Source organism: Lentimicrobium saccharophilum, from assembly GCF_001192835.1.
GTDB classification, from domain to species: domain Bacteria; phylum Bacteroidota; class Bacteroidia; order Bacteroidales; family Lentimicrobiaceae; genus Lentimicrobium; species Lentimicrobium saccharophilum.
Genome location: NZ_DF968182.1, coordinates 1,154,787 through 1,178,993, shown reverse-complemented (window position 1 = coordinate 1,178,993; position 24,207 = coordinate 1,154,787). Strand labels below are relative to the sequence as shown.

Annotated in this window: 22 protein-coding genes; 16 read left to right on the top strand and 6 right to left on the bottom strand. The window is 45.8% G+C overall.

The window, feature by feature from the left end:
- Positions 1-104 precede the first annotated feature (104 nt).
- A complete protein-coding gene (locus tag TBC1_RS04300; RefSeq protein ID WP_062038989.1) occupies positions 105-440 on the bottom strand; it encodes a DUF3276 family protein in 336 nt (111 codons plus the stop codon).
- A 774-nt stretch (positions 441-1,214) separates the two neighbouring features.
- On the opposite strand from TBC1_RS04300, the gene nusB reads away from it, so the two are divergent.
- The 13 genes from nusB (at position 1,215) to TBC1_RS04230 (ending at position 14,502) form a co-directional block, all read left to right on the top strand.
- Positions 1,215-2,177, top strand: coding sequence for a transcription antitermination factor NusB (gene nusB / locus TBC1_RS04290; RefSeq protein ID WP_062038983.1), 963 nt, complete (start codon positions 1,215-1,217; stop codon positions 2,175-2,177).
- The gene (locus TBC1_RS04285; RefSeq protein ID WP_062038980.1) at positions 2,174-2,623 is read left to right on the top strand and encodes a GNAT family N-acetyltransferase; all 450 of its coding nucleotides are present in this window, start codon (positions 2,174-2,176) and stop codon (positions 2,621-2,623) included. Before nusB ends, TBC1_RS04285 begins: the two co-directional genes overlap by 4 nt.
- A gap of 322 nt (positions 2,624-2,945) precedes the next feature.
- Positions 2,946-3,425 (top strand): DUF1573 domain-containing protein, encoded by a 480-nt coding sequence (locus tag TBC1_RS04280; RefSeq protein WP_062038978.1) that lies wholly within the window; start codon positions 2,946-2,948, stop codon positions 3,423-3,425.
- Positions 3,426-3,466: 41 nt separating this feature from the next.
- Positions 3,467-3,790, top strand: a complete 324-nt coding sequence (gene yajC / locus TBC1_RS04275) for a preprotein translocase subunit YajC (RefSeq protein WP_062038976.1) — start codon at positions 3,467-3,469, stop codon at positions 3,788-3,790.
- A 150-nt stretch (positions 3,791-3,940) separates the two neighbouring features.
- Positions 3,941-4,825: a CdaR family protein gene (locus TBC1_RS04270; RefSeq protein WP_137305429.1), complete on the top strand. Its 885-nt coding sequence runs from the start codon at positions 3,941-3,943 to the stop codon at positions 4,823-4,825.
- A gap of 122 nt (positions 4,826-4,947) precedes the next feature.
- The gene (coaE, locus tag TBC1_RS04265) at positions 4,948-5,553 is read left to right on the top strand and encodes a dephospho-CoA kinase (protein ID WP_137305427.1); all 606 of its coding nucleotides are present in this window, start codon (positions 4,948-4,950) and stop codon (positions 5,551-5,553) included.
- An 11-nt stretch (positions 5,554-5,564) separates the two neighbouring features.
- The gene (locus TBC1_RS04260; RefSeq protein WP_062038970.1) at positions 5,565-6,098 is read left to right on the top strand and encodes a hypothetical protein; all 534 of its coding nucleotides are present in this window, start codon (positions 5,565-5,567) and stop codon (positions 6,096-6,098) included.
- Positions 6,099-6,278: 180 nt separating this feature from the next.
- Complete coding sequence (locus tag TBC1_RS04255; protein WP_062038967.1) at positions 6,279-8,546, top strand: aconitate hydratase; 2,268 nt, start codon at positions 6,279-6,281, stop codon at positions 8,544-8,546.
- Between the two features lie 224 nt (positions 8,547-8,770).
- The gene (gene porQ, locus TBC1_RS04250) at positions 8,771-9,856 is read left to right on the top strand and encodes a type IX secretion system protein PorQ (RefSeq protein ID WP_137305425.1); all 1,086 of its coding nucleotides are present in this window, start codon (positions 8,771-8,773) and stop codon (positions 9,854-9,856) included.
- Between the two features lie 53 nt (positions 9,857-9,909).
- Positions 9,910-10,806, top strand: a complete 897-nt coding sequence (locus TBC1_RS04245; RefSeq protein WP_062038961.1) for a 4-hydroxy-3-methylbut-2-enyl diphosphate reductase — start codon at positions 9,910-9,912, stop codon at positions 10,804-10,806.
- Between the two features lie 3 nt (positions 10,807-10,809).
- Complete coding sequence (gene recF, locus TBC1_RS04240; RefSeq protein ID WP_062038958.1) at positions 10,810-11,928, top strand: DNA replication/repair protein RecF; 1,119 nt, start codon at positions 10,810-10,812, stop codon at positions 11,926-11,928.
- 102 nt (positions 11,929-12,030) lie between these two features.
- Positions 12,031-12,642 (top strand): fumarylacetoacetate hydrolase family protein, encoded by a 612-nt coding sequence (locus tag TBC1_RS04235; protein WP_062038955.1) that lies wholly within the window; start codon positions 12,031-12,033, stop codon positions 12,640-12,642.
- A 69-nt stretch (positions 12,643-12,711) separates the two neighbouring features.
- The gene (locus tag TBC1_RS04230; RefSeq protein WP_137305423.1) at positions 12,712-14,502 is read left to right on the top strand and encodes a hypothetical protein; all 1,791 of its coding nucleotides are present in this window, start codon (positions 12,712-12,714) and stop codon (positions 14,500-14,502) included.
- Between the two features lie 76 nt (positions 14,503-14,578).
- Here the strand turns inward: TBC1_RS04230 and TBC1_RS04225 are convergent, their stop codons facing one another.
- The 4 genes from TBC1_RS04225 to TBC1_RS04210 all read right to left on the bottom strand — a co-directional run bounded on the left by TBC1_RS04225 (position 14,579) and on the right by TBC1_RS04210 (position 19,256).
- The gene (locus TBC1_RS04225) at positions 14,579-14,875 is read right to left on the bottom strand and encodes a DUF721 domain-containing protein (RefSeq protein ID WP_062038949.1); all 297 of its coding nucleotides are present in this window, start codon (positions 14,873-14,875) and stop codon (positions 14,579-14,581) included.
- Between the two features lie 93 nt (positions 14,876-14,968).
- Complete coding sequence (locus TBC1_RS04220; RefSeq protein ID WP_062042761.1) at positions 14,969-15,790, bottom strand: 3'-5' exonuclease; 822 nt, start codon at positions 15,788-15,790, stop codon at positions 14,969-14,971.
- A gap of 69 nt (positions 15,791-15,859) precedes the next feature.
- On the bottom strand, positions 15,860-17,185 hold the full coding sequence (locus tag TBC1_RS04215; RefSeq protein WP_062038946.1) for a dihydrolipoamide acetyltransferase family protein: 1,326 nt from the start codon (positions 17,183-17,185) through the stop codon (positions 15,860-15,862).
- A 103-nt stretch (positions 17,186-17,288) separates the two neighbouring features.
- Positions 17,289-19,256 carry a glycosyltransferase gene (locus TBC1_RS04210; protein ID WP_062038943.1) on the bottom strand — a complete coding sequence of 656 codons (1,968 nt, stop codon included), beginning with the start codon at positions 19,254-19,256 and terminating at the stop codon, positions 17,289-17,291.
- 154 nt (positions 19,257-19,410) lie between these two features.
- Here TBC1_RS04210 and TBC1_RS04205 point away from each other — a divergent pair, with 154 nt between their 5' ends.
- On the top strand, positions 19,411-19,971 hold the full coding sequence (locus TBC1_RS04205; RefSeq protein WP_062038940.1) for a pseudouridine synthase: 561 nt from the start codon (positions 19,411-19,413) through the stop codon (positions 19,969-19,971).
- A gap of 33 nt (positions 19,972-20,004) precedes the next feature.
- On the opposite strand, the gene TBC1_RS04200 is transcribed toward TBC1_RS04205, so the two are convergent.
- Entirely contained in the window at positions 20,005-21,066 is a 1,062-nt protein-coding gene (locus tag TBC1_RS04200) for a linear amide C-N hydrolase (protein ID WP_082189472.1), read from the bottom strand.
- A 246-nt stretch (positions 21,067-21,312) separates the two neighbouring features.
- Between TBC1_RS04200 and TBC1_RS04195 the strand changes: the two genes are divergently transcribed.
- Together TBC1_RS04195 and TBC1_RS04190 are read left to right on the top strand one after the other, a co-directional pair.
- Positions 21,313-21,687, top strand: a complete 375-nt coding sequence (locus TBC1_RS04195; RefSeq protein WP_137305421.1) for a hypothetical protein — start codon at positions 21,313-21,315, stop codon at positions 21,685-21,687.
- Between the two features lie 89 nt (positions 21,688-21,776).
- Positions 21,777-24,074 (top strand): TonB-dependent receptor, encoded by a 2,298-nt coding sequence (locus TBC1_RS04190; RefSeq protein WP_062042758.1) that lies wholly within the window; start codon positions 21,777-21,779, stop codon positions 24,072-24,074.
- Positions 24,075-24,207 lie beyond the last annotated feature (133 nt).

Here is a 24,207-nt window from a genome sequence, read left to right as displayed (position 1 = left end):
GCATACCGGATGCCATGACTCAATCCCGATCATTGGATGGATTATTTTACTTGTGCTTGCAAAATACCGGAATCAGGCTGTTTACTCTGCCACTGGCATGTTTTCTAGAGGCCAAAATCTTCGGCACTCAGGTCTGATGAATTACTTGCTCCGGCTGCTGACAGTTCTGCATCCAACCCTTTGTTGTCAGCATCTATAAATGCAACTGCGCCTGAAAGTCCATGGATGAAATTTTCAAAATCCTCCCTGTAAAGGAAGATCTTGTGTTTCTCATATATAAACTTGTCCTGCTCCTCGTCATACCGCCGCTTACTCTCAGTAATGGTGAGGTATTTCTCGCCTGACTTGGTCAGCTTAACATCAAAAAAATATGTCCTTTTTCCGGCTTTGATGATATTGGTGTAGACATCAACATTATTTCTGGTGCTGGACTCTTCCATGGCAGTGATCTGAGATTTTTGGGATGTAAACGCAAAAATATTAAAATAATTGTAATTATTTATAAGGATAGAGCATAAAAAAATCCGATAGTTTTCTCAATCCGCTTATTATTAGCCTTTAATGGTTTTTTTAATACTGATAATCAGGATATTAATAATTGCTCAATGTGAAAATCTTTCTGACTGTCTGTTTGCTGATTTGATGATTTTTCCGAATCCCGGCTACTATTCAGGGATGCCTGATTTTGAATGATTTTCCGGATCATTAACACCATTCGGATCCGGCAGGTTTAAGATGCAACTGAAGTTTTGTAACGGGTTCGAAAGTGACTTCCGGATTATGAGGCAATCAATTATATGAAGCGGGCAGGTGAAATGGATGTACTTGTTTAAAGCCAAATCCGGTAATGGTTAAAGCAATGATATTTATATGCAGGTATTGTTAGCGCATTCATCCGGGCATGAGATTCCGGCAGGTTTTGGCACCTTCTGAATTAACTGAATACCAATTTATTCAGATTTTTACGAAGGGATCAGGCGGGAGGGTGGTCAGAAGGGCTGATATTTTTCAGGAATCCTTAATGCCTGGAATTTCTTTTACCGGGTTATTTTGTCCGGCAGATTTCTTTAATCGGCAGGGTTTTCCTCCTGTGTCAAAAATCAGGCAATAAACCTTTTGAATAAAAATTGTAATTTTGCCGGCTGTTATCCGGTGTAAAAATGAAGTTCTAATTCCGGATAAAGAATCAATAAGTTCATTTACATAAAGATTTCATGCTAAGCAGAAGGCATTTAAGGATTAAGGTTTTACAATCGCTGTACGCTCATTTCCAGACGCAGGACGGCCAGATAAACCAGATAGAGAAGGGGCTGCTTTCGAGTATTGAGAGCATTTACGATTTATACATTTACCTGTTGTCCTCGATACTGGAGGTCAGGGATTTTGCAAGAAACCGACAGGAAGATGCACGGCAGAAGTTTCTGCCAACCGCCGAGGAACTGAACCCGAATACCCGTTTTGTCGACAACCGGTTTCTTGAACAACTCGGGAATAACCGTGACCTGCAGCGTAATATTTCACGATTAAAAATATCCTGGGCCGATCATCAGGAAACTTTCAGAAAGATATTTCAGAATTTCAAAGCTTCTGAACTCTACGAGTCCTATATGAATGCGCCTTCAGCCTCCTACCATGAAGATAAGGAGCTGGTGCTACAGATGTTTGGTGAGTTTATGCTTACCAATGAGGTTTACACCAGCATTTTTGAAGAACGGAATATTCATTGGGCCGATGATATTGATACTGCAGCATCGCTGGTTGCCAAGACCGTGCGAAAGTGGACTCCGGCAATGGACGAGTTTAAGCCGCTGCCTCCGCTGATGATTAATCCTGATGAAGAAGGAGATGACCTGATCAGGGATTTTGTGCTTAAACTATTCAGAAAAACGATAGTAAAAAGTGAAGTGTCCGGCAAACTGATTGCCGAAAGGGCACAGAACTGGGACCTGGAGCGCATCGCGGTACTGGATGTTATTATCCTGAAAATGGCGATCTGTGAATTCACCGAGTTTCCTTCAATCCCGGTTAAGGTAACCATTAACGAGTATATTGAGATATCCAAGGAATATAGCACTCCCCGGAGCCGTCAGTTTGTAAACGGGATGATGGATAAACTTGTGGCCGACCTGAAAGCCTCCGGAGAAATCAAAAAATCAGGCAGGGGACTTGTGGAATGATTGCCGGAAAGTTTTTGCCGGAAGGGTTCAGGTTAAGGAACTTCGAACCGGGTGATTTTACCGCTGTGGAAAAGTTCTGGAATGAAAACGGACTTGGCGGTGCACACAGGGGTGACGATGCCGCTGTTGTTGAACAGACCCTGAAAGCCGGCGGGCATCTTCTATTGCTTGTTACCGATGATGGAATGGTGGCGGGTACATCCTGGATGACCAATGATAAAAGGAGAACTTACCTTCACCATTTCGGGATTGCTGATCCGTTTCGCCGCATGGGCCTTGCCACCTTTTTGCTGAAAGCCTCCCTGGAATTGGCCCGTGCTGACGGTTACCAGATTAAGATAGAGGTTCACCGGGATAATCTGCCTGCTCAGCTTCTCTATAAAAAAGCCGGTTTTACATATCTGGGAGATTATGATGTGTTAATCATCAGGAACACTTGTGATTAAGTTCCCGGATCAGGTTTGGATTCCTGTTGCCGCAGTTTTTTTAAAATTTTACCGGATCATATACGGGCCGGTATTATTTGATGCTGTCCTGAACGATATGCCATGCTGATACAAAGGGTATTTCTTAAATAATTCCGCAATCTCCCGCCTGATCTGATGTTTTTGACTAACTTTGCAAAGGCGAATGAATGCCCTGTCATCTTCAGGCCCCAGTCGTTGTATTGCCGGCCTTCATGAAGATCAGGATGCAGTAAGATCCGGGATGACTGAGCCTTTGAGAATTTGATATTTTTGGCCTTTCAATGGCAATAAACTGTTTAGTATGAAAATGAATGCGATTATATTGATTGCCGCCCTTGTTTTTGCTGGATTGATGCAGACCTCCTGTGGCAACAGAAATGCTGCAGAGGGACTTTATCCTGCAGATATAGTTAAAAATCCGAATACTGCAAGCGGAGAGGCCGATGCCGGGGACATGCCTGTGCTGGAGTTTGAGAAGGATTTTCATGATTTCGGCAGAATCATTCAGGGCGAAAAGGTTTCGTACAGCTTTAAATTCACCAATGCCGGGAAATCTGATCTCATCATTTCGAAAGTCAGCACCTCGTGCGGATGTACAGTACCTGAGTTTCCCAAAACGCCGATCAGGCCGGGTGAATCCAATAAGATTGCGGTGAAATTCGACAGTGAAAACCGGCGCGGATTTCAGAACAAGAGCATTACCATTATCAGCAATACCCAGCCTAACTCTGTTGTGCTGAGGATAAAAGCCCAGGTGGTGCTTCCGGAAGAAATGAATTGACAATACTGAATTCTTTAATAACCAAATAAACAAGCAAACAAATGTTCACATCTGCATTATTAATGGCCCCGGCCGAAGGCGGCGGCAGTGGTTACAGCTCACTGATTTTTCTGGTCCTCATCATGGTGGTTTTCTACTTTTTCTTCATCAGGCCCCAGGCAAAAAAAGCGAAGGATCTCAGGAAGTACCGTGAAGCCCTGAAAAAGGGTGACAAAATCGTTACCATTGGCGGAATTCACGGCAAGATCGTGGAGGTTCAGGAAACCACTTTTACCATTGAAGTGGAAGATGGCACACGGCTTAGAATTGAAAAATCTGCAGTAGCCGGAGATGCCAGTGATCAGCTGGCCAACCAGCAGAAGTAAAGTAACAGTTTTCGCTAGCAAAGATCCCTGCAGGTGAAAGAGATTTTACATGCTATTATTGCACGCGTCAGAAAACCAATGGACGGAAAGCTGAGAAACCGGCTTTCCGTTTTTTTGATTTGTGTCGTTATCTCTGTCATAATGTGGGGAATGATCAAGTTGTCCAGGGAATATCAGATCCCGGTCAGATTCAGGGCCGTACCTGAAAACCTGCCTAAGGGAAAAGTGATGATTTCTAATCCTGATTCTGTTATCAGTATTACGCTGAAAGCCAAAGGGCTGGAGTTATATTCGCGTATTTTTTCAACCAGAAGCAACACAGTGAACATAAGCCTGGAAAGCCTCAGGCTGAAACAGGAAGGAGATCAGTATACCGGGTTCCTGAGAACTTCGAAAATGCTGAAGTCAATTGCGCAACAACTTCCCGGTGGATATGAAATGACGGCTGTAGAGCCGGATACGCTTCATTTTATATTCGAAAAAAGTATCAGAAAAAAGGTAGGTGTCAGGCCCGGGCTTTCCCTTGATTTCAGTCGTCAGTATCAGCTTTATGATTCTGTACAGACTGATCCGGATTCAATCTATATATCAGGCAGAAAAGAAATTATTGATACAATCAGGAGTATTACCACTGAAAGAAAGGCCTTTGATAATCTGAAGGCTGATGTAACTGCCAGGCTGGCGCTGATTGCGCCCCCGGTCAGGCCCCCGGTTAATTTATCGGCAGATAGCGTGACGGTTCAGCTGAATGTTGAAAAGTTCACTGAAACTACCATGGAAGTGCCTGTAAATATAAGATCAGGCCACGGTAAAATTAACTACCGCACCTTCCCTGAAAAGGTAACCCTTACCTGCAGGGTTGCCCTGCGCGACTATAACCGGGTGGATCCCTCGCTGGTAACCGTTGTTGTTGACATTGATAAACCTGTCGCTTCTGACAGCGAAAGAGTGCCGGTTGAAGTGAGCCGGGCTCCGGCATTTCTGAAGGTTATCCGCATTGAACCGCAAAAGGTTGAATACCTCATCCTGAAATAGGAGAGAAGTACAGCCATTCACGGAGTATACCCTGATTGTTGGTTCATTGCAGGAATCATCCCTGTTGCGGATTTTTCTGTTTCCCTGAAAAGCATTATGTTTGTAAGATAAACGCAAAACAGATGCTGAAAGTAGGACTCACCGGGAGTATTGGGAGCGGAAAATCGACCATTGCCGGTTTGTTTCGTGTTTTTGGCATACCTGTTTATATTGCCGATGTTGAGGCAAAGAAGTTTCTGGGTGACCCGGAGGTTATCCGCATGGTTGTGGAAATGGCCGGAGACGGTGTGCTCAGCCCAGATGGATCCATCGACCGGAGAATGCTGGCATCTTTGGTATTCAACGATCCGGCCAGACTTACAACCCTCAATAACATCATTCATCCGAGGGTAAGGAGGCATTTCTTTGATTGGATCGAAACGCAATCCGGCGTGCCATATATCATTCAGGAGGCAGCCATAATTTTTGAATCCGGCTTTTACAAAATGTTTGATAAAATAATTACCGTAGCTGCACCGGTTGAGGAACGTATCAGCAGGGTAATGCTTCGTGACGGACTGAAGCGGGAAGATGTAATGGCGCGAATTGAAAACCAGTGGCCGGAGGAGTCCAAAATCGCGATGTCGGATTTTGTAATCCGGAACAGTGACACGGACCTGGCCATACCCCAGGTGCTTGAAATTCACAGAAACCTTATGGGAATCTCTGAAGCCTTTAAAAATCAGTAAAAAAAAACTATATGGAAGACATGGTGTTGGGTATAGGCTCCCGGGTGGAGCATCCCCAGTTCGGAAAAGGAGTGATCATTCAGGTTCGCTCCGATGCATGGGAAATCACCTTTATTGAAAACGGAACCCGGATTATCCAGCGTGATTTTACCGGTATGAGGGTGCTTGAGGCTGTTGAAACGCCTTCGGACATTGCTACCTACGAGAAAATGGAGAAGAGCCTGATCAGGGTATTGCGCCGCTTTACAGATATCCAGGAAACTGTACCACTGGGGCAGCGGTGGACCGGTGGTCGTATGGTTTTATTTCCGGGCGATCCGACCCTGAAGGAAAAAGAAGTGCCGATCGATGCGTTTTTTCATAAAATTGTAATGGTGCGCGACCGTCTGCGTGTGCTGGAGCAAAGGGTTAATTCGAGCGCGCTGAGCGATGAGGATAAAGTAAATATTCAGCAATACATTACCCGCATCTACGGAAGCCTGACCACCTTTAATGTATTGTTTAAAAACAAGGAAGATTATTTCACAGGAGATAAAGGCGCCTGAAGTATGATGGCATGAAGCCGGCCAGTACTTAAACAAAAGCTGGATTCGGCTGTTATTGCTGATGATTTTGACAGCGTGTGGTATTTTACATCAAACCCCGGATTCCGGTATATTCAGGCGTTTGCCACGGCAAGCGCCTGCCGCAGACCTTATTATTAACATGCCTGAACTTTAATTCTTATGCTTTTTGATCTTGACCTGATTCAACGTGTTTATGCAGCGATGCCCGAACGGGTGAAAAATGCCAGGGTGATGCTTGGCAGACCGCTGACCCTGAGTGAAAAAATTCTTTATTCCCATCTTTTTAAGGGGGAAGCATTTAAGCCATACGCCAGGGGAGGTGATTATGTAAATTTTGCACCCGACCGGGTCGCCATGCAGGATGCCACAGCCCAGATGGCCCTGCTGCAGTTCATGAATGCAGGGCGAAGCAGAACTGCCGTTCCTTCCACAGTGCATTGCGACCATTTGATTCAGGCGCATTCCGGCGCTCAGGCCGATCTTGACACTGCCCTGGATCAAAACAGGGAAGTTTTTGATTTTTTGCAGTCCGTATCCAACAAATACGGCATCGGTTTCTGGAAGCCAGGCGCCGGTATCATACACCAGGTGGTACTGGAGAATTACGCTTTTCCGGGAGGAATGATGATAGGTACAGATTCGCATACCGTGAATGCCGGCGGATTGGGAATGATCGCCATAGGTGTCGGGGGCGCCGACGCCGTGGATGTAATGGCCGGAATGGCATGGGAACTTAAAATGCCCAGGCTGATCGGGGTTAAACTTACCGGCAGGCTTAACGGATGGGCCTCAGCCAAGGATGTAATTCTGAAAGTAGCTGGTATCCTTACAGTGAAAGGCGGTACCGGTGCTATTGTTGAGTACTTTGGCGAAGGGGCTGATGCAATTTCTGCAACCGGAAAGGGTACCATCTGCAATATGGGTGCCGAAATCGGTGCCACAACCTCCATCTTCGGCTATGATGCAAAAATGAGTGCATACCTCAGAGAGACCGGCAGGGCCGTGGTGGCGGATATGGCGGATAAAATGTTGGCAGACCTGCGTTCGGATGAGGATGTGTATCAAAACCCAGAGAAATACTATGATCAGTTGATCGAAATAAATCTTTCGGAACTGGAACCTCATATCAACGGACCGTTTACGCCGGATGCCGCTTACGGTATTTCGGAATTTGTAAAAATTGTCAGGGAGAAAAATTATCCGCTGACGCTTGAAGTCGGGCTTATCGGATCATGTACCAATTCATCCTATGAAGATCTCACCCGTGCTGCTTCTGTTGCCCGTCAGGCAAAGCAGAAAAACCTGAAGGTGCGGAGCGAGTTCATCATTACGCCGGGTTCAGAGCAGATACGTTACACTACCGAACGTGATGGATTGCTGGACGTTTTTGAAGATATCGGCGGCGTAGTAATGGCCAATGCCTGCGGCCCGTGTATCGGACAATGGAAACGCCATACCGATGATCCGGAACGCAAAAATTCAATAATTACCTCTTTTAACAGGAATTTTGCCAAAAGGAATGATGGAAATCCGAATACGCATGGTTTTGTGGCCTCTCCTGAAATAGTCACTGCAATGACCATAGCCGGAGATCTTACATTCAATCCGCTCACCGACAAGCTGTTAAATGAAAACGGAGAATGGGTTACCCTGGATATGCCCGAGGGGCTTGAACTCCCTCCGGACGGTTTTGAGGTGAAAGATGCCGGTTATGTCGCACCTTCGGAAGACGGTAGCAGTGTTACGGTAGCCGTTAAGCCGGATTCTAACCGGCTGCAGCTGCTTCAGCCTTTTCCCGCCTGGGACGGGAAAGACATGAAAGGATTGCGCCTGCTGATTAAAGCCAAAGGTAAATGCACTACAGATCATATCTCCATGGCCGGTCCCTGGCTCCGGTTCCGCGGTCATCTCGATAATATTTCTGATAACCTGCTGATAGGCGCTGTAAATTATTTTAATGAAAAAACGAACTTTGTAAAAAACGGCCTGACCGGAAGTTATGACGCCGTGCCTGCGGTTGCCAGGGCCTATAAGGCTGCTGGTGCGGGTTCAATCGTGATCGGTGATGAAAATTACGGGGAAGGTTCTTCCCGCGAACATGCCGCCATGGAGCCCCGTCATCTCGGGGTGAAAGTTGTGCTCGTTAAATCATTTGCGAGAATTCATGAAACGAACCTGAAAAAACAGGGAATGCTCGCGCTGACGTTCGCCAATAAATCCGATTATGACAAGGTGCGTGAAGAAGATACCATTTCAGTAAGCGGTTTAAAGGAGTTTTCTCCCGGCAAGCCGTTAACGCTTACGCTTGATCATGCTGATGGTTCTTCTGAATCCTTCATCGTAAATCATACTTACAATCAGTCGCAGATAGAGTGGTTTATTGCAGGCAGCGCACTGAACCTGATCCGGAAGCAGATCGGAAAATAGCCGGTCAGTATTTTATTTACGCCGGAAGGAGAATTACCTGCCGGTGTTTTTATGTGAGGTTCAATGAAGGTTGAATCCGGATATGGCGCTTTGCCGGAGGCTGATAAATTCAGCAATTTTGACCGATTTTGTCTTTTTTCTGCAATATTCAGTTCCTGACATCGTTTGTTAGCAGATTGTCTGCTGATCTGTTACTTTTGCACACTGATATTAAATCCTATACCGTGATCCGAAAATTATCTTTACAACTGATTATTTTTCTGAGTGTTTTTAGCTTCATGAATGTTCAGGCTCAGATTGGAGGGACAAGTACCTACCGTTTTCTGAATCTGCCCAATTCTCCCCGTGTGGCAGCTATGGGAGGCAATTTTGTGGCTATTTCGGATAATGATTTGTCTGTCGGATTGAATAATCCTTCACTGATTACGGAAGAAATGCACAATGCCGTTTCATTGAACTTTGTGGATTATTTTTCAGATATAAATTACGGGTTTGCCAGTTATTCGAGAACTTATGAGAAGGCCGGCAGTTTCGCGGCCAGCATGCAATATATCAATTACGGCCGTTTTACCTATACCGATGAAACGGGAATCCTCGCTGAAGATGCCGGTGAATTTTCGGCCGGTGAATTTGCCCTGGTCCTGGGCTGGGGGCGGCGCCTTGATTCACTTTTCAGCATCGGAGCCAACCTGAAGACTATCTATTCTTCATTTGAAACTTATAATTCTTTCGGACTTGGTGTGGATGTTGCCGGATCGTACCATTCCCCTTCCGGATTTACCGCCTCATTGATTGCCCGGAATATCGGAAGACAGCTTAAAACCTATACCGCCGGTAATAATGAGCCCCTCCCGTTTGAAATCCAGCTGGGCATTTCAAAAAGACTGCAGCACCTGCCGTTCCGCTATTCGGTATTGCTTACAAATTTACAGAAATGGGACCTGACTTACTACGACCCGGCTGAAGATGAAATCGATCCGTTTACAGGTGAAGTAAAAACGAAAAGTAAAGCAGGTGAGTTTGCCGACAAGGCAATGAGACATGTAGTGATCGGAGGGGAGTTTATTCCAACAAAGAATTTCAGTTTCCGGTTGGGATACAACTACCAGCGCCGTCAGGAAATGAAAGTTGAAAGCAAACGTTCCACCGTTGGTTTTTCCTGGGGGATTGGTCTGAGGGTCTCAAAATTTAACTTTTCATATGCCCGTTCGGCCTATCACCTGGCCGGTTCGCCAAACTTCCTGAGTGTCGCGTTTAACCTGTCGGATTTCGGCGACAGCAGAAAAAGCGCTGATGGCGGACTGCAGTAGTTTTTGCTTCAACTGCCTGCAGAAGTACCGTTTTCATTGCTTACTTTTGCAGCATGAATCCTGCAATTCCCGAAATTGAGATTGACCGTTCCTCCGGATTTTGTTCGGGCGTTGAACGTGCCATAAAGATTGCAGAGGATAAACTTCTGCAGGAGGAACCCATTTATTGCCTGGGTAACCTTGTGCACAACGAAGAAGAATTGGAACGCCTGAGCAGCCTGGGGATGCGGTTTATCCGGCATGATGAGATCAACGGTGAGATGAAAACCGTGTTTATCCGTGCCCACGGAGAACCTCCGGAAACATACAGTATTCTCAGAAATAACAATGCTTCGGTAATTGATGCCACTTGCCCTGTTGTACTGAGGTTGCAGCATAAAGTGAAGGAAAGCAGCCGGCAGTTCCGGGAGACTGGCAGCGGCCTGGTAATTATTTACGGCAAGCCGGGTCATCCTGAAATAACCGGTCTTTTGGGTCAGACAGAGGGCAATGCTATACTTATCAGCAAATTGGAGGAAACCGGTTCAATTGATTACAATCAGCCATTACATCTTTATGCCCAGACGACGGCAGGGGAGGAAGAATATGCTTCTTTGTGCCGGCGTATTTCAGAGAATTCTTTACAACTGACCGGCAGGAACGACCTGGTAACCGTCCACAATACCATTTGTCGCCAGATGAGCCAGCGGGCGCCCCGGATGAGGGCGTTTGCACAGAAGCATGATGTGATTATCTTTGTCACAGGGTCGGAAAGTTCCAATGGGCGCTATCTGTCAGGTGTAGCACGCGAAGTTAATCCTGAAACCCATGTCGTTGGCAGTCCGTCTGATGTTGAAAACTGGTTTGCCGGCGCCCGCAGCATCGGCATTACCGGTGCCACTTCCACCCCGTTGTGGCTGATGGATGAAGTGGCAGGCAGAATCAAGGCGATTGTTGAAAACAATCTTTAAAATATGTACCTCAGGAAACTTACTTTATACAATTTTAAAAATTACAGTGAGGCTTCGCTGGGGTTTTCTGAAAAGATAAATTGCTTCACAGGACGCAATGGGTCCGGAAAAACCAATCTGCTCGATGCCATTTATTACCTGTCGTTTACCAAAAGTTACTTTAACCTGATCGACAACCAGAACATCAGGCACGGCGAAGATTATTTTGCCATTCACGGTCAGTTTGTCCGCAACGGGAATGGAAATGATGAAGTGAGTTGCATTCAGCGGAGGAACCTGAAAAAGCAGTTCCGGATCAACACCAAGGATTATGATCGGATGGCCGACCATATCGGGGCATTCCCTTTGGTGATGGTGTCTCCCTACGATCGCGATATGATCAACGAGGGGAGCGAACTCCGGCGGAAATACATGGATTCGGTCATCTCCCAGTTCGACCGGATGTACCTCGATGATCTGATTACTTATAACAAGGCCCTTGCGCAAAGGAATGCCCTTCTGAAGGACTTTGCCGAGAAAAGATATTTTGATAAAACATCGCTGGAAATCTGGGATGAACAAATGGCCGGCCCTGCCGCCCGTATCTTTGCGCGCCGCAATGTTTTTATCGGGGGATTTCTTCCTGTTTTCCAAAAATATTTTGAATTTATCAGCAATGGCAGGGATCTGGTTGATATCTCCTATACATCTGACTTGCGGGATTCGGCTATGGATATACTGCTAAAATCAGGACTTCAGCGCGACCTTACCGCCAGGTTCACTACATCCGGTATTCATAAAGATGACCTTGAATTTTCTATCGGTGGCTATCCGGTAAAGAAGTTTGGTTCACAGGGGCAACAAAAATCATTTGTGCTTGCAATCAAGCTGGCGCAATTTGATTATACGCAGACTGTTAAAGGTTTTAAACCAATTTTACTGCTCGACGATATTTTTGATAAACTCGACAATGAACGCGTTTCTCAACTGATTCATCTGGTGGGTGACAATTCCTTTGGTCAGGTCTTTATTACGGATACCCAGCCTGAAAGGGTCAACAAGATATTTGAATCAGCAAGTATTGATCATAAATTGTTTACCGTTAACCAGGGAGTGGTTTACGAAGGAGCCGGTACCTACTGATCTGAGAATTTGAATTGCGGAACTTGAATCATAGACCGGGCAACAGTTTTTCGTCTGAAAGCCATTGCCGGTGTCATGCCATGAATCTCAAATCATCATAACATGAAAATTATCTGCATTGGCCGTAATTATTCCGAACACGCGAGGGAGTTAAACAATCCGGTTCCGGCGGAGCCTGTCTTTTTTATGAAACCGGAGTCTGCCCAGTTGCGCAATAATCAGCCCTTTTTTTATCCTGCATTCTCAAACGACATCCATTATGAAGTTGAACTTGTTTTGCATATCAACAAGGTGGGTAAGAATATTCAGGAAAAATTTGCACATACGTATTATGACGGAATAGGGGTGGGCATTGATTTTACAGCCCGCGATCTCCAGCAAAAGGCAAAAGAAAAAGGTCTGCCATGGGAAATGGCTAAGGCTTTTGATTTTTCTGCACCGGTCAGCGGATTTCTGCCGGTCTCCGATTTTGCTGATCGGAACAACATCCCTTTTGGTCTTTATAAAAACGGGGTAGTCGTTCAGCAGGGGAACTCACATGATATGATCTTTACCTTTGATGCTATTATAGCTTACGTGTCGAAATTTGTTACCCTTAAGCAGGGCGATTACATCTTTACAGGGACTCCGGCAGGCGTAGGTCCGGTAGTTATCGGTGACAGACTTGAAGCATTTATCGGAAATGATAAATTGTTGCTATGTAATATCAGGTAATTCCTGGTGACAGGTATACGAATGGATTGATGTCATATCAGCCCTGGTAATAACAGATATGTCCGAAGAATGAGAAAATCTGAAAACGGGATTTATCGATGGCTGTCCGGTGCTGGCTTATTGCTGATAATATATTTATCTCTGGTCAAAGTAGCCGGAGAATTGAATGATTATCCGGCAGGAGACTGGAAATCAGAGATATATGCTGATAAGTCCGGGTATTATATTTATCTTCCGGCTGCATTCATATACGGATTCTACGAGTCTTCTTATCCCGACAGTATTGATGTCAGGATGGGTGACGGTTTTAGTTTTTACAGAGGCAAGCTGGTTACCAAATACACCTGTGGTGTAGCATTATTAACCAGCCCGTTTTTTCTCATCACGCACCTGATTCAACTGGCATCCGGCGAAACTGCAGATGGCTTTTCGTTGGCTTACCTTAACTACACATACATGGCTGCGGTTTTCTACCTCCTGGCCGGTATGATTGCCCTTTGGCTTTTCCTGCGAAAGCGGTTCTCCGCAGTTGTTTCGACAATGACAGTATTGATGATTGTTGCGGCCACCAATCTCTTTTATTACAGTTTCAGGGATTCCCTGATGTCGCACGTCTATTCATTTGCCCTCTTTAGCTTCTTGTTATTGATAGCCGGCAATTTTATCCGCAAGCCCGGCCGGGTTAACTTATTTCTGATTAGCCTCCTGGCTTCTCTGATTGTGATCGTTAGGCCCGCCAATATTATATTTTTGCCTTTAATCCTGCTGCTGGATCTGAACTCATTTAAAGAACTGATGGCTCGCCTGGGAGTTCTTTTCACGCCGGTAAATCTTGCAATAATCTTGTTTACGGTAACTTTAGTACTATTGCCCCAGTTGCTCTACTGGAATTTTATTTCCGGTAGTCCGTTCTACTACTCCTATGGAAATGAAAGTTTTGTATTCTTGAATTGTCCTCAAATGGCTGAAGTGATGCTATCGCCAAACAATGGGCTGTTATTGTACGTCCCGCTTTTTGGTTTTATGGTTATAGGGCTGATCTTCATGATTTTAACCCGGAAAAGAAATGGATGGCTGATATTTTCAATCCTTGCGTTGCATATTTACCTGGTTTCATCCTGGCATATGCCCGGTTTTGGCTGTGGTTTCGGACACCGGACATTCGTTGAATACTATGCATTGCTCTCCATACCACTTGCATGGATGATTCATCTGGTTATTGCCGGGCGAAAATACTGGCTGATGCTTTTCAGCGGATTCATTGCCGTTTTTCTGATCTGGTTTAACCTTAAATTCTCGCTGGCCTACAGTAAATGTTACGGAGGAGGCAGCAGTTTTGATGCTTACAATCAGTATGTGGTGAGGGAGCGGCTTCTTCCGTTTGTTTCCGGAAAATACAGCTATTACACAGGCTATGAACAACAGGATGACTATCTGAAACCCGGTAACAGGATTTATATTACAGATATGGCTGCGGAAGGCAGAAAAGTGAACCGGATCTCCCCTGAACTTGCCTATTCAGATGCCATCATGCTTCCACTGGAAAAATTGATTTCAGGGAAAATATACTATCTGGAAGTAACCTTTCAGGCAACTTCACAGGGCCAGGCTGATGGCCTTCAGCTTGTATGCTCTGTAACAAATAGCGACAGCCTGATTTTTTATCATGCTCAACCGGTCATGGTTCAGGCCGGAGCTGCTGATTTTACATGGGACAAAACGGAACTCAGCATGAAACTTCCATTTTTGCCTGCCCGGGGCGAGATGAAACTTTTTTTCTGGAATCGCGGTAACGCTGAAATATGGATAGATGACCTGAAAATAGAACTGAAGTCGTATTTAAGGACAGGATTGTGGTAATAAAACACCGGAATTGACATCCTGCGAAGGGATTAGTGATGTTTGTAATACTATGATATAAAATTGAATATCAATACTAGATGAATGCTATATCCTCAATTACCTCGGCGCCTGCGGCCTTGTTCAGCGATTTGATCAGTTTGCTTTTTGCATACCTTAATTCTTCCCTGAGCGCCGGTGAGTTGAGCTTCACATAGAGTGTTTTGTGCTTGATATACAGATGCGTTGTATCACGGGCAATCATTTTTCCGACTACATTATCCCACAAACTGATCACCCTGGCCTGGTTCAGTTTGTCGCTGAGCCGGTAGGCCTCGATCAGTTCCTCAATGACCTGCCTTAGTGATTGATTGTTGGTGGTTCGTTTAGGCATAGAAATATTTCTGCTGACAAGACCGGTGCCCCGGTATATTATTATTGGTGAACTGCAGAATCAGGTCTTGCTTGTTCTTTACAGAAGGATACATTATATCTTCACTGAGCTCTTGTTAAATCCCCTCAGTTTAATGCCGGTGATGATTTTTTTGGTGTATAACGGAAAGTCTGCTTTCATCATCCAGTCATAGTATGAGGGCTCACTACTGAAAATTTCAGCGACCGGCCGGCCTTTGTATTTGCCGAAATTAAAGACTTCCAGATTTTTATCATTGAAGATAATATGTCCCACAAGATCAGCATTCCTGTTCTGGAATGAAAACTCATGCAAAGCCTTGATATCATTAATGACCGGAGTGGAGATTTTTCCGTCTTTGTCAGCATATTCTGCCCCCTGATACCTTTCGATTTGCGAAAGCAGTACTTCGTAGGTGGCCCGTGTATCAGCTTCGGCTGAATGGGCGTTGACGATTTCCTTGTTGCAGTAAAATTTATACGCGGCTTTAAGCGTACGGGGCTCCATCTTGTGAAAAATGTTCTGAACGTCAACGAATCTTCTTCCTTTAATATCAAAGTCAATTTCGGCCCTCAGGAATTCTTCAACCAGCAGGGGAATATCAAATTTATTGGAGTTGTATCCGCCCAGGTCGCAATTGGTCAAAAACTGGTTGAGCAGCGGAGCCAGCATGGCAAAGGTTGGTTCGTCTTTCACGTCTTCATCTGAGATCCCGTGAATGGCTGTAACCTCCGGCGGGATAGGTATACCCGGGTTTACTCTCCGGGTAAGGGTTTCTTCTCTTCCGTCGGGATGAATCTTAATGACTGAGATTTCTACTATTCTGTCAGTTCCAACATTGGTACCGGTTGTTTCCAGGTCAAAAACCGCCAGAGGTTTGGTAAGATTGAGTTTCATAGGCTTGATATAAAGAAAAAGCACCACCGCATTGCGCGTGTGGTGCTGCGAATTTAGTTTATTTTAAACTCAGATTAACCTGTTTTGATCGAAACTTTCGAGCAGTTGCTGCATGCGTTGCAGGTACATACCGCCCAGGGCGCCGTCAACCACACGATGATCATACGAAAGAGACAATATCATCATGTGACGGATTGCTATAACATCCCCGTCGGCAGTTTCGAGTACCACAGGTTTTTTCCTGATCACACCTATACCGAGTATGGCTACCTGAGGCTGGTTGATGATGGGTGAGCCGGTAATGCTTCCGAAAGTTCCCAGATTCGTTATGGTAAACGTTCCTCCGGAAATGTCATCGGGCTCGAGTTTGTTTGACCGGGCTTTATTTGCCAGGCTGTTAACATCTTTTGCAAGTCCGAGCAGGTTTTTCTGGTCAGCATTTTTGATTACGGGAACGATCAGGTTGCCGTTGGGAAGCGCTGCTGCCATCCCGATGTTAACGTTCTTTCTCAGGATGACTTTATAGCCGTCAACAGATGCATTCACGCCCGGAAAATCCTTGAGTGCCTGAGCGGCTGCTTCGATAAAGATCGGGGTAAAAGTGATTTTCTCTTTTTCACGCTTCTGGAACTCATCCTTTACTTTATCGCGCCACTTAACAATGTTGGTTACATCAACTTCAATGAAAGAAGTTACATGAGGCGACACCTGTTTCGACATCACCATGTGGTCAGCAATCAGTTTCCTCATGCGGTCCATCTCAACAATCTCATCGCCGGCGGCTGATACAACCGGAGGGGCTGTTACTTTGGGTGCAGCAGTTGATGCCGGAGCAGAAGCAGTGCCTGGAGCCGGAGCGGTTGCTGCTGCGGCGGGTTTTGCTGGTGAGGCTGTCCTGTCCTTCAGATAACCTATCAGATCATCTTTGGTAAGCCTGCCGTCTTTTCCGGTGCCGGGGATGGCGTCGAGCTCCACCTGGCTGATTCCTTCAGTTCTGGCAATATTTTTAACCAACGGGGAATAGAACCTGTCCGAGGAACTCTCAACGGCAGTTGAACTCTGGGTTGTACTTGCATCTTCGTGCTGAATGGTGGCCGCTTCTGTTGATTTTTCAGCAGCGGGAACATCTTCTGCAATTTCGGAGGCAGCGCCGGGATCGGTTTCGATAATGGCAATCACTTTGCCTACTGCAACCACGTCGCCTTCATTAAAAAGGACCTGAATAAGTTTTCCTTCAACGGGTGAGGGAATTTCAGAGTCAACCTTGTCGGTGGCAATTTCCACGATAGGATCATCCTCTTCGATGGTGTCGCCCGGATTCTTAAGCCACTTCGTGATGGTTGCCTCAATGATACTTTCGCCCAACTTGGGCATAATCACTTCAAATTTTGCCATTTGTATGTTTATTTAAACCGCAATCCTCTGGCGGGGAGCGGCTGATTTCTTTTAGTTTGCTGGCCTATTTAACAATCTTCGCCTGAAAAGGTTTACCTGTTTTTCAGGCTTTGCGGCCCAGGTGACGAAATGACCGGAGGAAAATATTGATATCGTTCGATATCCGGTAGTCTCTGGCATATAACATGTTTAATCTCAGTACGGTTTCGGGGTCGAGATTGCTGATCCTCAGCATATCTGTCGGATTCAGAATGCCTTTCCTGACCGGAGGCAGGGTGGTCGTCCTGTGCTCAAAAGTGCTGTAACCAACCCAACTCCTGAAACCAGACAAAACCATAATTATATTGACCAGGAAATTCAGCGGATTTTTCATTGTCCACATCAGTAGCGGGGAGAGCGGCAATAAAAGGAGTGCTGTTCCGAAATCCAGCAGCCGTTTGTTTCTGAGGTTGTTGGCTTTTGTTATTGAATTGATGTCAATGATATAAACATCCCCTGTCGTGCTGATGGAGTTGGAGCCGATAATGGAAAGGCTCTCGGGTGGCGCAATTTTAAACTCAATTTCCATATCACTGAGCTGTGCCATGGTATCAATGATCTGGTTGGCGGGGATATCGCGGGCACAAAAGATGACTTCATCTATTTTATAGATATTGATGATGTCGCTGATGTTTGCAATGGAGCCGATATAACCCTCATTCTTTTCGGGAGTATTCTCTGTTGAAACCAGTCCGATAAATCCGGGATTCCGGAGGCTGTTCCGCAGCAGATCGGCCACCCTGCCGGCTTCATCACCGCTGCCGGCGATGGCGAAACGCAGGTTTTCATTGTAGCCGAGCCTGTAGTTCCTCAATCCCGCAAAATGCAGTGCAAGCCTGATCCCGGTGAGTGAAATCAGCCCCCATAGCCCTGACAGGATAATAATGGCACGTGAAAACCGGAATCCCGATGGCAGCAATGCGTAAAAAACCAGAATAACGACAGTGCCGGCAAATATGCCGGTGTAAACCTTTCTCAGGCTGAGGGGCTTGTCATAGCCTCCGGCGATCAGCACGGAAAAAAGCCAGATCAGGATATAAGCGGGAAGCAGACCATAAAGGAACAGGGGAGGGTAATGTCCTCCAAAAGTATAGGTTACGGCAGATTCCCAGTAATTTACGATCAGCAGTGAGCCGGAATATATTACAGCGGCATCTGCCAGGGGCAGCATTACCCGCTTCAGCAGCCGGTGAATAATGGAAACGCCTGCCCTCAGGTAAATGGCAATGTGTATCAGAAAGGAAAACAGCCGTGCATTCTTCTGCGAAAAGTGTTTCCTGGCGAAAATCACCATGGCATTGTAAAAAACAAACACGTAATTGATGCTTGATTTCTTGGTACTCTCGCCTTTGTAATGAATGATGCGTGCGTCCGGATAGTAATAGTTTTTATACCCGGCTTTTGTAATGCGGTAACTCAGGTCGATATCTTCGCCATACATAAAGAATGTTTCATCAAGCAATCCCGTCTTTTCCAGCGTTTCCCGCCTTAACATCATGTAAGCGCCGGCCAGCACATCCACTACATGGGTTTGATCTCTGTCGAGATAGCCCAGGTGATACTGCCCGAATACTTTTGATTTAGGAAACAGCGCTGATAATCCGAAGATTTTATAAAATGCCACCGCCGGTGTCGGAAGGCCCCGCTTTGATTCAGGAAGGTATTTGCCGCTGCCATCAACCATTTTAATACCTAGCCCTCCTGCATCCGGATGCGCATCCATAAACTCCACCGATCGGGTAAAAGTATCAAGCTCAACAACCGTGTCGGGGTTCAGCAGCAGAATATATTCACCGGAAGATTCACGGATTGCCTGATTATTGGCTACCGAAAAACCTGTGTTGACCGTGTTGGCAATCAGTTTGATCCTGGGAAATTTCTCCCTGATCATTTCCACTGAACCATCAACGGAATTGTTGTCCACCACGAAGACTTCTGCGTCCAGATCGCGGATCGCAGCTTCTACTGAATGAAGACATTGCTCAAGGAAATATTTTACGTTGTAGTTGACAATTACAACCGAAAGTTTCATGCGGTATTCATTATTTGAAGTCCGTAAAGATATGGAATAATGGAGAAATCTGGTCCTGTATTCTCCTGAAAGCTTTGTGAATGGTTATTTTCAGGAGCAAAATTTTTGCTTTGCCCTCCTAATGATAAGGCTTAGCTTTGCAAAGGAAATAATTATGACAATCCAAAGGCATTTCATTCTCCATAAACCATACGGTTATCTGAGCCAGTTTCGTTGTGAGCACGACTGGAAGAAGGTGCTTGGAGAAATATACGATTTTCCGGAAGGAACTATGCCGGTCGGCAGACTGGATGAGGACAGCGAAGGCTTGCTGCTGTTAACAACAGATGGCAAACTCTGCGATTTGATGAGGGCAAAAGATAAGGAAAAGGAGTATTATGTCCAGCTGGATGGATTGATCGGCGAAGCTGGATTGGATAAATTAAGAAACGGGGTTGAAATAGGAATCCGCGGCAAGAAATACATGACGCTGCCCTGCAGGGCGGAGCTTATTCCTGATCCTGAATTTCCTCCGAGGGTAAAGAAAATCCGTGATGACCGGCACGGGCCGACTTCATGGATTTCGATAACCCTTACAGAGGGTAAAAACAGGCAGATCAGGAAGATGACCGCAGCTGCCGGATTTCCGACATTGAGACTTGTCAGGGTCCGGGTTGATCAGGTTAGGCTGGGGATCCTGAGTGCAGGAGAGTTCAGAGAAGTCAGCGGATTCTGATCAGCTCAATCCGGGAAGCACTCCCTGAGGTTCCTATTCAGCGCAGACCGAATCCAGGAATACACCGGCCGTGGCTTTCCGATACTCACCGGGAATATTACTCAGGAATTCCACATCGTTACAGACTGAATTGATCAGATCAAAATTCCTCAGGAAATCCAGGGCCAAGAAATCTGCCGGTGCATTGTTCTGCTGGTCAATGTCAATAAACAGATAATTTCCGCTGCAGTTATAATGAAAAGTGTTGAAATCTATTCTTCTGGTTTCCGCATTTTGATGGGTCCGGTAATAAATTTTCCTGTCGGTCAGGTCATAAATGATACTCCACTGGGTGGCAAGGCCCTGGGCAACGGCGTTCAAAATGCTGAATCCATAATCAATAAGATCCGTATCCCGGGGAGTATCACCGGAAATCATCCGTGAAGCAGTCAAAAATCGTCCTGAAGAGTTTTCTTCCATGGGTGAATATGTGACGTCAGCGCCTGTTTCTTTCTGTTTTTTATAATCAAGCGATGTGCTGTAACCAGAATTAGCCAGCACAGGATAAGGCAGGGAATCTCCCGTTTTCACCGACATTCTGCCGTTTAAATACTCAATTACTGCGGAATTCCCGCTTGCATCAGCCACCAGGAAATGAAGTTTCGCGACAGAGGTAAACGATATTCTTAAGTATTTATCACTGGCAATAACTTCTTCAACACTGCCGGCTTTGTCGAGCTGATATTGTATCCATTGCAGCTCAGTGAGGGCCTTTCTCTCATCATACTCAGGGTAAACGCTTTCCTCGAGCCACATCTGTTCAATAACAAGACCGGCTTCATTCATTCCTCCATAGGGAAATTCCCTGCCGTTTTGATTGAAAGAAATACTGCCATATTCCGATATCCACTGAAACTTTTTCTCGGGAGGTGCGATAAACGCCGATTTTATCACGCCCCGCTGATTGATCTGGATATGCCCCTGTCCTGCCGGAAAATCGAAGTTTCTTCCGAAAATCATTTTACTGTCATTGTTTTTCAGAAAAAAGGTTGTACAGGCGCTTCCGAGCAACGCAAATATTAACACAGGCAATAGTGTTAGAATGACCTTTTTCATAATTGTATTTTTTAAACTAATATAAAAAATGTGCCATTCTTTTTAAGATACAGATATTCAGGCATTAAGTAGTTGTATTTATTGTTGCTTCAACTAAAAAATGTTCACATCCGGACAGGGAATGGCATTTGTTTGATGGATGTCAGGCAAGAGAACTCTAAATTGTTATAAAACTATGTTCATAATAGACGAAAATACCCACTTCTGGCTATTGTGTACTCCACCGAACCGGTCTACTTTTGCGCCATGAACAGAATCAGACCTGCGGCAGCAATCATAAAAGTCTTCATCAGTTTCCTGATGATTCTGCTGTTAGGTTTCTACTTTTCGGTCAATTTTAACTACCGGCACAGGCATATCGTCGACGGAATGGTAATGGTCCATTCGCATCCTTTCTCTGACGATAATCCCGATGCTCCGTTCAAACAGCATCAGCACCATCCGGGCTCTCTGTTTCTTACAGTAAATGACAATGCGTTTGAACTACCCCCGGTTGTTTTTCAACCTCAGCCTGTTTGCTTTTTGCCTGTTGCTGAGCAATCTGTAATGGAGAATATCCCTCTGCATGCTCAGGTTCTGCTCATTGGCAATGGTTTGCGCGCTCCTCCCGCCGGAAATTAATTGATTGACTCCCCTGCATGGAACCGGATATGCTGAATATCCCGGGTGATATGTGCAGATTACTTTCCCTAACTGACATTAATAAACTTATGAAAAAACTCAACCTCTATCTGATAGCAATTCTCTTCCCGCTGCTTTCACTCTCTCAGGCTCCGCCTTCAGGATACAGTTTCTCGGGGAAAATCCTGAGTAAAAATGCCGGGGATTCTTTGCCTTATATTACAATTTCTTTAAAAGGTACCACGATTGGCACTGTAACCGGGGTTAATGGAGAATTCACCCTGAACGGGATGCCTGCCGGCAAATCAGTCATCAGGGTACAGGGAGTGGGGTATACTCCCCGGGATCTTGAAATTGATATAAAACCCGGAACTGATAACCAGCTGACAATTGAACTGGAGGAAGATATTATTCAGCTGAATGAACTGGTGGTCAGCGCTAACCGCAATGAATCCAACCGGCGCGAAACGCCGGCCATAGTCAACGTAATCGGACAAAAAATGCTGGAGAATACCAATGCGGTTTGTCTCTCTCAAAGTCTTGGTTTTCAGCCTGGGTTAAGGGTGGAGAACAATTGCCAGAACTGCGGTTTTCAGCAGGTTCGTATCAATGGACTTGAAGGCCAGTATTCGCAGATTCTCATCGACAGCAGGCCTGTGTTCAGCGCCCTTGGCAGCGTCTACGGCATTGAACAGATTCCGGTATCCATGATCGAACGGGTGGAGATACTTCGCGGCGGCGGATCAGCGTTATACGGATCCAATGCCATTGCCGGAACAGTAAATATTATTACCCGTGAGCCTGTAGTCAATACCTTCAGCATTGGTCATAATTTTACCTCAATCGGTGGAACGACCCCTGATCACACAACCAACCTGAATGGGGCACTGGTGAGCGGGGATCATAAATCCGGTATCTTCCTGCATTCATCATACAGAAACCGCGGTCATTACGATGCCAATGGTGACGGCTACTCTGAAATAGGTCTGGTTAAAGCCAACAGCCTTGGCTTCAGGGCTTATCAGCGGTTGACCGACCAAAGCAAACTTACCATGGAATACCATAACCTCAGGGAATTCCGGCGGGGTGGCAACAAATTCGATCTGCAACCGCACGAAACCGATATCACTGAGCAAACGGAGCATCAGTTCAACGGGGGAAGTCTTGCATACCTGTTGTTCTCGAAAGACCGCACCCGCAAATTTGAAGTTTACGGCGCCGTTCAACACATCGCCCGCGAAAGCTATTACGGAGCAGGCATGGATCCCAACGCTTACGGCACAACCGATGACCTTTCGGCCAGTGCAGGATTGCAGGTAAGTCAGGAAATAACCAAAGTGCTGTTCATGCCTTCACAGTTCACCGCCGGGATGGAGTTTAACCACAACCGGCTGCATGATATGATGCCCGGGTACGATAGGGACCTGCTGCAGGAAACCAACGTAGGCGGCGTTTTTGTTCAGAATGAATGGAAGAATCATAAAATCAGCCTTTTGCTCGGGGCCAGACTGGATAAGCACAACCTGATCGAGAATCCTGTATTCAGCCCGCGTGCCAATTTTCGCTATGCATTCAATGAAAACCTTTACGGACGGGTTTCATACAGTACGGGATTCAGGGCGCCCCAGGCGTTTGATGAGGACCTCCACATTCTCGCGGTAGGGGGCGAAGTGATGCTGATACAACTGGCGGAAGATCTTAAAACAGAAAAGTCTCAAAGCGTAAGCGGCTCCTTCGATTATTACTTCAGTATTGGCGAAGTCAGGGTGAATGCGCTGGCAGAGGCATTCAACACCCACCTTGATGATGTGTTTTTTGTTGCTGAAATTGGCATGGACGCATACGGCAATAAGTTGCTTGAACGTCGCAACGGCTCGGGTGCCGTGGTCAGGGGGCTGAATCTTGAAATGCGGACTGCTTTTTCATCCAGAACGCAACTGCAGCTCGGCTTTACTTTCCAGAAGAGCAAATATGCTGATCCTCTTGAATGGTCTGACGATCCGGATGCCGGAACCGTTGAAGGCCTCCTGCGTTCGCCCGATCATTACGGTTATTTTACCTTCACAGCTAGTCCCTTAAAAAGGGTCGGACTTTCTGTTACCGGAAGCTATACCGGCAGCATGATCATGCCGCATTATGCCGGGTACATTGAAAATGACCTGCTGAAAGAAACAAATCCTTTCTTTGATCTCTCGCTGAAGCTGAGTTATACAACCAGGCTGTCGGGGGATACCCGTATCCAGGGTTATGCCGGGATACAAAACCTGTTTAATTCATTTCAGAAAGATTTCGATCAGGGAGAATTCAGGGATGCCGGATATATTTATGGCCCGTCTTACCCGAGAAGTTTTTCGATCGGGATTAAAATCGGCAATCTGCTGAATTGATTTCCCGCGCAGGCAGAAAGCATGTAACGGATTTTGATGGCTGTAATGTGCTTCTGTTTATGAAGATTTGTGTGTGTTAATTTTCCGACAACCGTCTCCTGGTCCCATGGGAGGCGGTTTTTTTTATTGATAT